A 13,572-nucleotide genomic window follows, 5' to 3' on the forward strand; every position below is an offset into this window, starting at 1 on the left:
CGGAATATCAGACGAAAGAAGGCTTACTTTTCGATCCCGCTCAACGAAAACACATCCGTGCCCCGCCAGCGTCGAACCGAACGCTGAAAGAACAGGCTGTTGGGTACTTGCACCATGGCGCTGCCGGTCCCGAGTTCTTCCGCTTCGATCAGCGTGGTGTAGAGCAGATTGATCGCCACCACCCGACCTTTGACGCCGGGCTTGTCGGTGGTGTCCACCAGCTCGACGACGTCACCGATACGGAACGGGCCGACGGTGAAGATCAGGATCGCGCAGAGCAGGTTGGAGAGCACGCTCCACATCGCGAAGAACGCCACCGCCGCGACCGCCACAAACCCGGACAACGCAGTCCAGAGCACCGTGGCCGAGACCCCGAGGCGTTCCAGCACGAAAATCAACGCACTGCCCATGATCAGCCAGCGCAAACCGCCGCGCAGTGGCATCAGCAACTGCGGCGGAAACGGATAGCGCTCGCCCAGGCGAGTCAGGCATTTGGCGACGAAGCGCTGGGCGAAGTAACCCGCCAACAGGATCAGCAGGATTTGCGCGGCGAACCAGATCGGCTCGCCCCACCCCGCCGGCAGCGGCAGCTTGAACGCTTCCATCAGGACAGCGCCTCCAGCTCCGCCTGCATGCTTTCGAGCAGTTCCAGAGCTTCCATCCACGATTCTTCGAGTTCGGCTTCCCGCACCTTCAGCTTGGCCTGTTCGGCCAGCAGATCACGCAAATCGTTCTTGCGCATCGGTTCGTAAATGTCGCTGTCGCCGAGGCTGGTATCGATCTTCGCCAGTTTCTCGTGCAGCTTGCCCAACTCGGCTTCGAGCTTGTCAGCCTCACGCTTGTGCGGTGCCAGTTGCTGACGCAACGCAGCAGCGGCCTGGCGCTGGGCTTTCTTGTCGGTCTTGTCCGGGTTTACCGGGGTGTTGCTGACCGGGGCATTGCGCTGGCGGTACTCCACCAGCCAACGAGTGTAGTCTTCCAGGTCGCCGTCGAATTCCTCGACCTTGCCGTCCGCCACCAGGTAGAAATTGTCGGTGGTGCTTTTAAGCAAATGGCGATCGTGGGAGACCACCAGTACCGCGCCGCTGAATTCCTGAAGCGCCATGGTTAGCGCCAGGCGCATTTCCAGGTCCAAGTGGTTGGTCGGTTCGTCGAGCAGCAGCAAGTTCGGCCGGCCCCAGGCGATCAACGCCAGGGCCAGACGGGCCTTTTCGCCGCCGGAAAAATTCAGCACCGGCTCATCGATGCGCGCGCCACGGAAGTCGAAACCACCGAGGAAATCGCGCAGGGTCTGCTCGCGCTCGGTCGGCGCCAGGCGCTGCATATGCAGCAACGGGCTGGCCTTGGCGTCGAGCGAATCCAGCTGATGCTGGGCGAAGTAACCCACGACGGTGTTCTCGCCACGGGTCAGGCGACCGGCCAACGGCGAGAGTTCACCGGCAAGGTTTTTGATCAGGGTCGATTTACCGGCACCGTTCGGGCCGAGCAAACCGATCCGTGCACCGGGGGTCAGTTGCAGCTTGACCTTTTCCAGCACGGCTTTGTCGCCATAACCCAGCCGAGCATCAGACAGGTCAATCAGCGGGCTGGAGATTTTCTGTGATTCGCGGAAGACGAAGTCAAACGGCGAATCAACGTGGGCGGCGGACAGTTCTTCCATCCGCTCCAGCGCCTTGATCCGGCTCTGGGCCTGACGGGCCTTGGTGGCCTGGGCCTTGAAGCGGGCGATGTAGCTTTCCATGTGCGCACGTTGCACCTGCTGCTTCTCGTAGGCCTGCTGTTGCTGGGCCAGACGTTCGGCACGGGCGCGTTCGAAGGCGCTGTAACCACCGCGATACAGGGTGATCTTGCGCTGATCGACGTGAGCCACGTGATCGACCACGGCATCGAGGAAGTCCCGGTCGTGGGAAATCAGCATCAAGGTGCCGGGATAGCTTTTGAGCCATTCTTCGAGCCAGATGATGGCGTCGAGGTCCAAGTGGTTGGTCGGTTCGTCGAGTAGCAGAAGGTCCGAAGGGCACATCAAAGCCTGCGCCAGGTTCAGACGCATCCGCCAACCACCAGAGAAATCTCCTACCTGGCGATCCATTTGCTCGTTGGTGAACCCAAGCCCCGCCAGCAACTTGCGCGCTCGGGCGTCGGCGGTGTAACCGTCGGCGCTGTCGAGCTCGGAGTGCAGGCGGGCCTGAGCGGCTCCGTCATGGGCCGCTTCGGCTGCGGCGAGGTCGCGTTGCACCTCGCGCAGGCGCAGGTCGCCATCGAGCACATAGTCGACCGCCACGCGATCGAGGGTGTCGATCTCCTGGCGCATGTGGGCGATGCGCCAGTCCGCCGGCAAGAAGCAATCACCCGAGTCCGGGTGCAGGTCGCCCAGAAGCAAGGCGAACAGGCTCGATTTGCCGGCGCCGTTGGCACCGATGAGGCCGGCTTTGTGGCCGGCGTGCAGGGTCAGCTCGGCGTCTTCTAGCAGACGTTGCGGGCCACGCTGTAAAGTCAGGTTCTGAAGTCGAATCATAATGGCGGCGGAGTCTACCAGCTTCGCTCGCAACTGGCGCGAGTAGCACTATGTCCTCTGACCTGTGGAGCTTTTCCCTTACCTCTTATGCCCGTCCCGGCGTTGAAGGCGCGTGCCTGCAATTGCAGTCGGCAGGCGTGAATGTGTGCCTGCTGCTCTGTGGGGTATGGCTGGGAGAAAGAGGTGTCACCTGCAATGAGCAACGATTGCAGCAACTTCGCGACGTGACCGAGCCCTGGGACGCCGATGTCGTGCGACCGCTGCGAGCATTGCGCATGCAATGGAAAACCGTCGCGACTGAGGACGCCGAGCTGAATACGTTGCGCGAACAAGTCAAGACACTGGAACTGGAAGCCGAGCGACATCTGTTGTTGCGACTGGAGCGATCGGCGCAGAGTTGGCCGCAGTGTGAGGCGACCGATCTAACGGCCTGGCTGGAAGGTGTGGCGGCAGGCGCCGCCAACCTGGACCGCGACGCGCTGCATCAGCTGCGCGTCGCGGTAACCGGCACTTAGGAAGCGCTGGTTGGGGTGGTGGTTGCTGCGATCGATGCGGCGGCCGGCGTTGGCGCTGGCGTAGCTGTCGAGGTGGCTGCTGCTAAAGCAGACGTCGCTGCCGGAGCCGGGTTGGCTGGCTTGGCAACTGGCGCGGCGGCCGGCTTGGCGGCAACAGGTTTTTTCACTGCTGGTTTTGCAGCTGGCTTCGCCGCCGCTGGCTTGGCAGCGGGTTTGGTGGTGGCCGGTTTGGCAGCAGCGGCAGGTTTAGCCACAGCAGGTTTGGCTGCTGGTTTCGCTGCAGCAGGTTTGGCGGCAGCGACTGGCTTGGCGGCGGCAGCAGGTTTTGCGGCAGCCGTTTTGGCAGCGGGTTTAGCCGCAGCTTTTACAGCGGGTTTCGCAGCCGGTTTTGCCGCAGCTTTTGCAGCGGGTTTCGCAGCTGGTTTTGCGGCTGGCTTGGCTGCAGCGGTTTTAGCCGCGACAGGTTTTGCGGCAGCCTTGGCAGCAGGTTTGGCAGCGGCAGTTTTTGCAGCCGATTTTGCAGCTGGTTTTGCAGCTGCGGTTCTTGCAGCAGGTTTAGCGGCTGCTGTTTTTGCAGCGACTGGCTTGGCGGCAGTTTTGGCAGCCGTCGTTTTAGCAGCCGGTTTGGCAGCACTGGCAGCGACTGGTTTTTTCGCCGCAGGTTTTGCGACAGGTTTGGCTGCGGCTTTCACGGATGCCTTGGCAGCAGGCTTGGCCGGTGCTTTTGCAGCAGTCGGTTTGGCAGCGGCTTTCCTGGCAGGTGCCGCAGCAGGCTTGGCCGAACGCAGGGACAACGCCTTGCCGACAGCCTCTTGTACACGACCGACGCCCTGGGCCAGTTTCAGGCTTTCTTGAGCATCGCGTTTGAGTTGCAGAATGTAGCTGCGAGTTTCGGATTGACGATCCTTGAGGGCATCGAGCAAGTCCTCAAGTTCTTTCACCGCACCCTTCGCTTTGGTTTGTGCCTTGGCCTTACCGGCTGCCGCAGCGTCCTGCAATTTGGTACGGGACTTGTGCAATTTTTCTTGCGCTTTTCCGCGCTGCTTTTCCAGTTTGGCGAGCAGTTTTTCAGCATCAGCCAAGGCTTGGGAACAAGCGTTTTCCAAATGCTCGAGCAGGCTGCCCGAGAGTTGTTGGAGTAAGTGCAACGGGGTATTTACAGGCTTCTTGGTGGCCGACATGGTTTACCTCCTGGCTGACGTGGGTGCGGCTCATACTAGACCTCTGATGACACCGCCGCTAGGGCATGTTGACAGTATCGAAAGCGCTGCGTTGCAACAGATTGAAATTCTTCTGCGCTGGTGCAAAACCAGTTCACCTTTGAGCGCATTCACACTGGCATAATCCACCGCATCTCAGATCGGAGTGTGCCCATGTCGCGCTACTTTTTTTTATCGTTGTGTGTGTGTTTTTCCGTGGCTCAGGCCGCCGAAAAAACCACCCCAAATGAGGCTCACGATCTTGCTTATAGCCTGGGTGCGAGCCTGGGTGAACGCTTGCGCCAAGAGGTGCCGGATCTGCAACTCCAGGCATTGCTCGAAGGTCTGCAACAAGCCTATCAAGGCAAGCCGCTGGCATTGAAAGACGAGCAGATCGAACAGATTCTGGCCGAGCACGAAGCCCAGGTCGCCGAGCAACCCGCCCTCCCGCAAAGTGAAGTCGCACTGGAAAAAGAGCAACGTTTTCTCACCGAGGAAAAAGCCAAACCGGGTGTTCGTGAATTGGCGGATGGAATTCTGCTGACCGAGTTGGCACCGGGCACGGGCGCCAAGGCTGGCCCTAACGGCAAGGTCGAAGTTTTATACATCGGACGCCTTCCCGACGGCACGGTGTTCGACCAGAACAGCAAGCCGCAGTGGTTCAGTCTCGATAGCGTGATCAGCGGCTGGCGTAGCGCATTGCAAAACATGCCGGTCGGTGCGAAATGGCGCCTGGTGATTCCTTCTTCGCAAGCCTATGGCGCGGACGGTGCCGGCGACCTGATCGCCCCGTTCACGCCACTGGTGTTCGAAGTTGAATTGCGCGGTGCCACAAGCTGAAAACCGGAAACGAAAAACGGCGCGCATAGCGCACCGTTTTTAGTTTCTCGCTGGAGGCGAGGGTCTTGCAGGAAGAGGTTCAGGCCTGAACCGGGTCCTCTTCCTTGTGAGCCGTATGCAGCACTTCGATCAGGCAATCTTCCAGTTCGAAGCGTTCGTGCAACAGCCCGCCCAGCTCCTTGAATTTCTCCGCGACGCACCTGCCTGCATCACACAGGTCATTGAACGCCAGCAGCTTCTCGGTGATGACGTCGATGCGCGGGTAAATCGTCTCGGCCAACTCCAGCCCGCGAGTGTCGCCAAATGCCTTGGCTTCGCCAGTCAGCTGTTCGTAGATCTCGAAGTGCCCGGCCGACACGTAATCAACCAGCACGCCGCAGAATTCCTGCAACGGCTTGCGGTTCTCGCCCAGAGACTCAGGCTTGGCGCCGAGATCATCATAGGCCCGAACCAGTTCGTGACGCTCCTGCAACCAGCGATCGATCAGCAGATGCACTCCACCCCAACGTTCCTGAGCATTCTGACAACTTTCGAGCATGGTGATCTCTCTTCCCTTGTGGGTCATGCTGCCCTACACCTGTCGCAAACTTGAAAATCAAGAATCGGCCAGGCAGAGCGTCATCGAGCAACATAATTCCAATGACACGTGCGGGCCAGATTATGCCCGCGCGACAATGGCTTCAAGGTACGCAGGAGATAAAGTTCATACAAGTGTTTAATCACCCGTCAATCCCCGGTGCGACGACATGCCGCTGAGCGGTCTCTCGCAGGCAAGCCAGACAACGCGCAGCAGCTGATAAACACCCAGAATCGACATCGCCACGAAGAGCAGCAAACTCCACTCCGGGATGCTCAGGTCGAACAGCGTCCAGGAAATTTCTGCGCAATCTTCGTCCCCTTTGAACATCCGCGTCACCTTGCACAGCCAGGGCAAGTTCTCGTACAGGGCCTCCGGATGGGTTGAGCAGGTCGATAGCTGATGCGCCGGATCGCTTTGCAACAACACCTGCCGCGACGCCATGACCATGCCCGCCAGACTGCATGACAGACCTACCAGCCAATAAAGAAAAGTCCCGAAGCGCCCGGGGCCATGCACCGAAGCCACCAGACAGACGCCGGTAAACAATGCCAGGCAGGCTCGCTGCAACAGGCATAACCCGCAAGGCTTAAGGCCGATTGCATATTCCAGGTAATAGGAAACGCCCAAGGCCAGGGCACCTGCAATAAAAGCCATGAAAAACAAGGAGCGTGAGCAGGCCAAAAACATGGCTTATCCGTAACAGTAGAGACAGGCGGTTACGGTAGAGGAAAGCGCGCCAGCCTTTCAAGGCAGACCAGCACGGACACTTCACCAGAAGTGTAGGGAATTCCCGACAGTGTCGAGAGGACTTGATGTAGTCCTCTGTAGGACGATGCCGATCAGGGACCACAATGCTAAACAATCACGCGTCAAACAACGGCTCCCGCCCCTGTAGTAGCTGGCGCAGCTTGCGTCCGGCTGCGGAGCAGTCGTCATCAATTTGAACGCGATTTGCCTGATGCATCCGTGGCGCCTGTTTTACGACTACTTCGCCCGAGCGCGGACCGGCCGACGCAGGCTGCGCCAGCGGCTACAAAGGGGTCGCTTCAGGCGTAAACGGGGGCTGGCAGTGGTGCCGCCAGAAGGCGTTCGTCCAGCAGACCCAGACCTTCCTGGAACAACTGATTACTGCGCTCTGTGTCGCCGAGCTGCGCGAGCAACCGCGCCAGTTCCGCACAAGCCTCCGGGTTGCGTTGCACTCGCAAGCTGCTTTCCAGATAGTCCCGCGCCTTGCCCCACAGACTGCTTTGCAGACACAGGCGGCCGAGTGTCAGCAACAGACTTGGGTCGGCCGGATGATCCTTGAGCCAACCCTCGGCCGTTTGCAGTTGACGAGCCGGATCGCTACCGCGAACCAGTCCGTAGAGACGAGCCAGATGACTGTCGTACTTGCGCTTTAGAGCCGTGCGCAGCACCTCTTCCGCTTCGACCTGTGCGCCCAGCTGCCGCAGCTGCTCGGCGTAGGCCAGCACCATCTGAGGTTCCTGGCGCTGAGCCGAGGTGAGCTGCTGCCAGGCGCGATTGAGCGATTGCAGACCGACCGTGCCATCCGCTTCCTGATGCGCTGCCAGGGAAAGGTTTTCACCCCACGCCCGGCGCTCCAGATCGGCCAGTTCGGCGGGCGGCAGGACTTTATCCTTGCGCAGCTCCGGCAGCAGGCGAATCACTGCTGACCAGTCGCCGCGCTGCTGATGCAGGCGCTGCAACTGGCGCAGGGTCTGGACGTTATGAGGATGACGCTCGTGCATGGCTTGCAGCGTCACCAGGGCGCCTTCAGTGTCGCCACGGTCGTTCTGCAACTGGGCGTGATTCAAGGCAATCGCCAACTCGGCCTGGGGCTGGCGTTCGAGGGCGCGCTCCAGCAAGTTGTCGCATTCCTCGTAGTGACCTTGTTCATTGGCGGCGCGTGCAGCACCGAGGTAGTAGAGCAGTGGCTGGCGCTCGGCCTCGGCGGCGCGATGCAGATGACGCTGCGCACTGGCCCAGCGACCTTCCGCCAAATCCAGCTGACCGTGCTCGATCGCCACTTGCACCCGGCGACTGCGATTGCGCCGCGACCACGGGTTGACTACGCCGCTGGAAGTCGTCACCAGCTCGACCAATGCCTTGATGCCCCAGAACACCAGCCAGAGCACCGCGACCAACGCCAGGGTGGCCCAGAGGCTCGCTTCATAGCGGAAGGTCTTGTAGGCGATCAACACGTAACCGGAATGCTCGGCAATCGCCAGGCCCAGTGCGGCGGCCGCAGCGATGACCAGGAACACGATCACATAGAGGCGTTTCATGGCGTGGCCTCCTGCGCAGGGTTCGCGCCCGGTTTTGCCATCGGTTTGATCGAGTCTTCGGCATTGACGTTACGCCGCTCCAGATACCCCTGAACCGCACTCAGTGTGCCAGTCAGGTCCGGCGTGACCACGGTGACCGGCTGCTTGCTCAACTCGCCCACCTGTTCAAGCATGACCTTGCTCTGAGGGTTGTCCTGGTTGAAGTTGCCCGTCAGTACATCCCGCGCTTCCGCCAGCGCCTGGGTGTAAACGGCTGCCTGACCATTGAGCGCGGCCCATTGCGCCTGCTCCAGCGCCAGGCTCAGCGCCAGGCGCACCTGACTCAGGCTCTGCCCGGCCAGCAATGGACGAACGTTCTTGTCCGCGTTGAAATCGATGCGGATGTAGCGCGAAATCTGATCCCACCACTGCGCCCAACGACTGGCACCGTCACCGTCCGCCGTCAGGCCCAGCAACGACTCGCCACGGTCCTTGTACTCGGGTGCCAGTTCGGTGAGGTCGATGACCTGATCGCGCAAAGCACCCAGCCGCAAGAACAACCCGGTGCGATCCGGCTGTGCAGTGCTGCGCAGCGCCACCAGGGTTTTGGCCACTTGCTCGCGAGCGGCATAGGCACCCGGATCATTCTGTTCGCGCAGAATTTCATCGGCGCCCTGGACCAGGGCCTGAGCGCTGCTGATGTCCTGCAACGCAGAAAGACGCAGGCTGGCCAGGCGCAACAAGTGCTCGGCTTCGGCCAGACGCCAGTCCTTGCGGCTCGCACCTAAAACGGTTTCCAGACGCTGATTCAAGCGTTGCTGATCGCCTTGCAACTGCGTCACCAGACGGCTGCGAGCGTCCAGTTCTTCGGCCGCCGGCATTTGCTCAAGGCGCGCGCTGAGGCGCTGTTCGTTAAGCTTCAGACTTTGCGCCTGATCGTTCAACGCCTGGACCTGGCTCAACTGCTGCTGATTGGTTGCTTGCAGGTGACGCACCTGCCAGACACCCCAGCCGCCGACGGCCACTCCGGCGGCGCCCAGTAGCAGCGCGACGATTGCCAGCCCATTGCCTCGGCGCTGCACTTCAGCAGCGGGTGGAGTTTCAACCGGCGCTTCAAGCACCGGCAGCACGTCATCTTTAGGCAAGGCTGTTTCGCTCACGTATCCATCCTTTGCATTAGAGAACGGGTTCGGGATGCTCCCGTAACGCCGTCAGCAAAGCCGCGGCACTGGCGCCACGGCAATCCACAACTGTTTGGGCCCCGGCGGCACGTGCCAGCTCGGCGACCCTGGGGCTTGGAACAAACAACGGCAACTGCGCAAGCGCAGGCCAGGTATCGCCCGCCAATTGGCGCAGGTGCTCAAAACCCTGTCCACTGCTGACCACCAGCCCGTTCAAGCGTTCCGCTTTGATCCGGTCAGGCAGCACCGTCGTCGGGTATTGAGGCAGGCCGCGACGGTACAACTCCAGATATTCGACACTAGCACCAAGCTCGCGCAAACGCTCAGCCAGCAACTCGCGCCCGCCCTCCCCGCGCAGGATCAGCACCCGCGGATCGGGCCGGGCAACTGCTTCGCGCAACGAGGGAAGTTCGAGCAAGGCTTCACTGTCATCGCCCTCGGCGGGGAAACTCACCTCCAGCCCGTTATCCGCGAGAATCTGCGCAGTCGCCGCGCCCACGCTGAACCAGCGTGGGTGCGGTGGCTGCGGCCAATACTGATTGAGCAGGTCAACACCGATTCTGGCGGCCGGTTTACTGACGACGATCACCGCACAGTAACGATCCAGCCCCTGAATCACCTCGCGCATTGTGTCAGAGACAGGGATCGGCTCGATCTCCAGAAGCGGCAAGCTGCTGCTGAAAATCCCCACTTGCGACAAAACGCTGGTCAGCGCCGCCGACTCATCCGCAGGGCGCGTCAGCAACAGGCGCCAGCCCGTCACTCGTGACCTGCCTCGCCATAGACTGCCTTCAGAATGTCGTCGGCGCCTTGGCTCAGCAAATCTTCAGCCACTTGCACGCCCAAGGCTTCTGCATCGCCACGTGGCGCACGGGCCTCGGCGCTGAGCAGCAGGCCGCCGCTCGGATCGCCCACCAACCCCCGCAACCAGATCTGCTCGCCTTCAAGCACGGCGTAGCAGGCGATCGGCACTTGGCAGCCGCCATTCAGATGTTTGTTGAGGGAACGTTCCGCGGTCACGCGGGTGGCGGTGTCCTGGTGATGCAGTGGCGCCAGCAACGCGTGAATTTTGCTGTCAGCGCTGCGGCATTCGATGCCGACTGCACCTTGGCCACCGGCCGGGAGGCTGTCGTCGACGCTGATCGCCGAGGTGATGCGATCTTCAAAGCCCAGACGAATCAGGCCGGCCGCTGCGAGGATGATGGCGTCGTATTCGCCGGCATCGAGCTTGGCCAGGCGCGTGTTGACGTTGCCGCGCAGGAAGCGGATTTCGAGGTCCGGGCGACGGGTCAGTAACTGAGCCTGACGGCGCAGGCTGGAAGTGCCGACGATGCTGCCTTGGGGCAACTCATCCAGGCTGGCGTAGGTATTGGAAACAAAGGCATCACGCGGGTCTTCGCGTTCGCAGATGCAAAACAGACCAAGGCCTTCAGGAAAGTCCATCGGCACGTCTTTCATGGAATGCACGGCAATGTCGGCTTCGTTTTCCAGCAGCGCGGTTTCCAGTTCCTTGACGAACAGGCCCTTGCCACCGATTTTCGACAGGGGCGAGTCGAGCAGCTTGTCGCCACGACTGACCATGGGCACCAACGTCACGATCAGACCGGGATGGGCCACTTCAAGACGGGTTTTGACGTATTCGGCCTGCCACAGGGCGAGAGCACTTTTGCGGGTGGCGATGCGGATTTCGCGAGAGGACATGGATCAATCCGTACTGAATAGATACGGCGGATAATAACAGCTCAGCCAAATCCACTTTGACTTGTATCAGAAACCGCGTGGCCTCCCTGGCCTCGGACGTCCAGCAAACGGGTGTGGAATTCGCCTGTGAACAGCGAATTAAAGCTGTTGCATCATTTTGCGCACGCCGGCCACGTGGCGACGGCTGACGATCAGGGCATCGCCATTAAGGCCTTTGAGGAATAGCTGAAAATGCCCAAGCGGCGTGCGTTGCAGGCGTTCGATGCGTTCCCGGGCGACCAGAGCGTTGCGGTGGATGCGCACGAAACGATCGCCGAACTCATCTTCCAGGGCCTTGAGCGGTTCATCCAGCAGCACTTCGCCGCCTTCATGTCGCAAGGTCACGTATTTGTGATCGGCAATGAAGTAGACCACCTGATCCAACGGGATCAGTTCAATACCTTTACGGGTTCGGGCACTGATGTGGCTTCGTGGGCCGCTACCGCTTTCGGCCGCTGGGCGGGTCAGGGCGGCGAGCTGGACACGATTGGGCCGCTCGGCTTTCTTTAGTACTTCATGCAATTGTTCTGTACGCACAGGTTTCACCAGATAGCCTACGGCGCTGGCCTGTAAGGCTTCCACGGCAAATTCATCGGGCCCTGTGCAAAACACCACGGCGGGCGAGGTTTCGCGTTCGCACAATCGGGCAGCCACTTGCAGGCCATCGAGGCCCGGCATGCGGATATCGAGCAGCACGATATCCGGTTTGTGACTGTCGATCAGTGCCAACGCCTCTTCGCCGTTCGTGGCGCTGGGCTCCAGGACACTGTATCCCTCAAGTTCGCCAACCATTCGGCTCAGGCGCTCGCGGGCTAGGGGTTCGTCATCAACGATCAGGACATTCATATTGCGCTGGATTCCTGCGTGAGTCTCGCACAAGGATAGCGTAGACAGGTGAAGTGACGTCCGTCACCGCGATCCACGCTAAGACTAGCGCGAGGGCCAAAAAGTGCCGCGAGACCGGCGGCTAAATTTTCATCTGCCAAGTGATTGGAGGCTCTGGCCCGCGTAAGCGAGGTATCGCCGTAGGGTTTGCCGATACGCAATATGAACACCCCCTCTTCTTATAGTCAGCCGCAGCGCCGGGAAGTGCGCTGATCCTATTGTCCAACTGTAGACGGTTGCCGGGACGATATTGCTCAATTGAAAAATATCGTTGCGTAATTTCCCACAAGGCATGTCCTGAGTATGGACTGCGCTTCGGAAAAAAAACCTGTCGACCAGCGTCAGCGACAGGATTGGCAACCCTGTTATTATCCGCGGCAGCTTCCACCGTCATTTTTTCTCCAGCCGACACGAGCGAATTCATGAGCACTGACAAGACCAATCAGTCCTGGGGCGGCCGCTTCAGTGAACCCGTCGACGCCTTCGTCGCCCGCTTCACCGCCTCCGTCACTTTCGACCAGCGCCTGTATCGCCACGACATCATGGGCTCGATCGCCCACGCCACCATGCTGGCCAAGGTCGGCGTGCTGACCGACGCCGAGCGCGACAGCATCACTGATGGCTTGAAGACCATCCAGGGTGAAATCGAGGCCGGCCAGTTCGACTGGCGCATCGACCTCGAAGACGTGCACATGAACATCGAGGCGCGTCTGACCGACCGCATCGGCGTGACCGGTAAAAAGCTCCACACCGGCCGCAGCCGCAACGACCAGGTCGCCACCGACATCCGCCTGTGGCTGCGTGATGAGATCGACCTGATCCTGGCGGAAATCACCCGCCTGCAAAAAGGCTTGCTGGAGCAGGCCGAGCGCGAAGCCGGCAGCATCATGCCGGGCTTCACCCACCTGCAAACCGCACAGCCGGTGACGTTCGGGCACCACATGCTGGCCTGGTTCGAAATGCTCAGCCGCGACTACGAGCGTCTGGTGGACTGCCGCAAGCGCACCAACCGCATGCCGTTGGGCAGCGCCGCGCTGGCCGGCACCACTTACCCGATCGACCGCGAATTCACCGCTCAACTGCTGGGCTTCGACGCGGTCGGCGGCAACTCGCTGGACAACGTTTCCGATCGCGACTTCGCCATCGAATTCTGCTCGGCCGCGAGCATCGCGATGATGCACTTGTCGCGTTTCTCTGAAGAGCTGGTGCTGTGGACCAGCGCGCAGTTCCAGTTCATCGATCTGCCGGACCGCTTCTGCACCGGCAGCTCGATCATGCCGCAAAAGAAAAACCCGGACGTGCCAGAGCTGGTGCGCGGCAAGACCGGTCGCGTCTTCGGCGCGCTGATGGGCCTGCTGACCTTGATGAAAGGCCAGCCACTGGCCTACAACAAGGACAACCAGGAAGACAAGGAACCACTGTTCGACGCGGCCGACACCTTGCGCGACTCGCTGCGGGCCTTCGCCGACATGATCCCGGCGATCAAACCCAAGCACGCGATGATGCGCGAAGCGGCGCTGCGTGGTTTCTCCACTGCGACCGACCTGGCTGACTACCTGGTACGCCGTGGCCTGCCGTTCCGTGACTGCCACGAAATCGTCGGCCATGCCGTGAAGTACGGCGTGGAAAGCGGTAAAGACCTGGCGGAAATGAGCCTGGAGGAGCTGCGCAAGTTCAGCGACCAGATCGATCAGGACGTGTTCGCCGTGCTGACCCTGGAAGGCTCGGTGAACGCCCGTGACCATATCGGCGGCACTGCGCCGGCGCAGGTCAAGAAGGCTGTGGTTCGCGGTCAGGCATTGCTCGCCAGCCGCTAAGTCAAAAGCATCGTCGGAACGCCGCCCGGAGCAAGC

At 60.8% G+C, this 13,572-nt stretch carries 13 protein-coding genes; 3 read left to right on the forward strand and 10 right to left on the reverse strand.

The features are described from left to right. Positions 1 to 23: 23 nt before the first annotated feature. Positions 24 to 605: a mechanosensitive ion channel domain-containing protein gene (locus ACA070_RS29930; protein ID WP_497449405.1), complete on the reverse strand. Its 582-nt coding sequence runs from the start codon at positions 603 to 605 to the stop codon at positions 24 to 26. Then, positions 605 to 2,515: an ATP-binding cassette domain-containing protein gene (locus ACA070_RS29935; protein WP_497449406.1), complete on the reverse strand. Its 1,911-nt coding sequence runs from the start codon at positions 2,513 to 2,515 to the stop codon at positions 605 to 607. Before ACA070_RS29935 ends, ACA070_RS29930 begins: the two co-directional genes overlap by 1 nt. Positions 2,516 to 2,565: 50 nt before the next feature. On the opposite strand from ACA070_RS29935, the gene ACA070_RS29940 reads away from it, so the two are divergent. Next, the gene (locus ACA070_RS29940) at positions 2,566 to 3,030 is read left to right on the forward strand and encodes a TIGR02444 family protein (protein WP_497449407.1); all 465 of its coding nucleotides are present in this window, start codon (positions 2,566 to 2,568) and stop codon (positions 3,028 to 3,030) included. Here ACA070_RS29940 and ACA070_RS29945 read toward each other — a convergent pair. Continuing rightward, on the reverse strand, positions 3,027 to 4,211 hold the full coding sequence (locus ACA070_RS29945; RefSeq protein ID WP_497449408.1) for an AlgP family protein: 1,185 nt from the start codon (positions 4,209 to 4,211) through the stop codon (positions 3,027 to 3,029). The genes ACA070_RS29940 and ACA070_RS29945 overlap by 4 nt on opposite strands. 192 nt (positions 4,212 to 4,403) lie before the next feature. Between ACA070_RS29945 and ACA070_RS29950 the strand changes: the two genes are divergently transcribed. Further along, complete coding sequence (locus tag ACA070_RS29950; protein ID WP_462029532.1) at positions 4,404 to 5,069, forward strand: FKBP-type peptidyl-prolyl cis-trans isomerase; 666 nt, start codon at positions 4,404 to 4,406, stop codon at positions 5,067 to 5,069. 79 nt (positions 5,070 to 5,148) lie between these two features. Here ACA070_RS29950 and rsd read toward each other — a convergent pair whose 3' ends face one another. From rsd to ACA070_RS29985, 7 genes are all read right to left on the reverse strand, one after another. Continuing rightward, positions 5,149 to 5,607 carry a sigma D regulator gene (gene rsd, locus ACA070_RS29955; RefSeq protein ID WP_497452041.1) on the reverse strand — a complete coding sequence of 153 codons (459 nt, stop codon included), beginning with the start codon at positions 5,605 to 5,607 and terminating at the stop codon, positions 5,149 to 5,151. 177 nt (positions 5,608 to 5,784) lie between these two features. Beyond that, entirely contained in the window at positions 5,785 to 6,336 is a 552-nt protein-coding gene (locus ACA070_RS29960) for a disulfide bond formation protein B (RefSeq protein ID WP_497449409.1), read from the reverse strand. Between the two features lie 359 nt (positions 6,337 to 6,695). Then, on the reverse strand, positions 6,696 to 7,934 hold the full coding sequence (locus ACA070_RS29965) for a heme biosynthesis protein HemY (protein ID WP_497449410.1): 1,239 nt from the start codon (positions 7,932 to 7,934) through the stop codon (positions 6,696 to 6,698). Continuing rightward, positions 7,931 to 9,073 (reverse strand): uroporphyrinogen-III C-methyltransferase, encoded by a 1,143-nt coding sequence (locus ACA070_RS29970; RefSeq protein WP_497449411.1) that lies wholly within the window; start codon positions 9,071 to 9,073, stop codon positions 7,931 to 7,933. Before ACA070_RS29970 ends, ACA070_RS29965 begins: the two co-directional genes overlap by 4 nt. A 16-nt stretch (positions 9,074 to 9,089) precedes the next feature. Then, complete coding sequence (locus ACA070_RS29975; RefSeq protein ID WP_497449412.1) at positions 9,090 to 9,857, reverse strand: uroporphyrinogen-III synthase; 768 nt, start codon at positions 9,855 to 9,857, stop codon at positions 9,090 to 9,092. Then, positions 9,854 to 10,795 carry a hydroxymethylbilane synthase gene (gene hemC, locus ACA070_RS29980; protein WP_497449413.1) on the reverse strand — a complete coding sequence of 314 codons (942 nt, stop codon included), beginning with the start codon at positions 10,793 to 10,795 and terminating at the stop codon, positions 9,854 to 9,856. Before hemC ends, ACA070_RS29975 begins: the two co-directional genes overlap by 4 nt. Positions 10,796 to 10,933: 138 nt before the next feature. Next, positions 10,934 to 11,680 (reverse strand): LytR/AlgR family response regulator transcription factor, encoded by a 747-nt coding sequence (locus ACA070_RS29985; protein ID WP_497449414.1) that lies wholly within the window; start codon positions 11,678 to 11,680, stop codon positions 10,934 to 10,936. A gap of 461 nt (positions 11,681 to 12,141) precedes the next feature. Between ACA070_RS29985 and argH the strand changes: the two genes are divergently transcribed. Next, a complete protein-coding gene (gene argH / locus ACA070_RS29990) occupies positions 12,142 to 13,536 on the forward strand; it encodes an argininosuccinate lyase (protein ID WP_123509691.1) in 1,395 nt (464 codons plus the stop codon). Positions 13,537 to 13,572: the final 36 nt, after the last annotated feature.

Source organism: Pseudomonas sp. LBUM1678, from assembly GCF_059695575.1.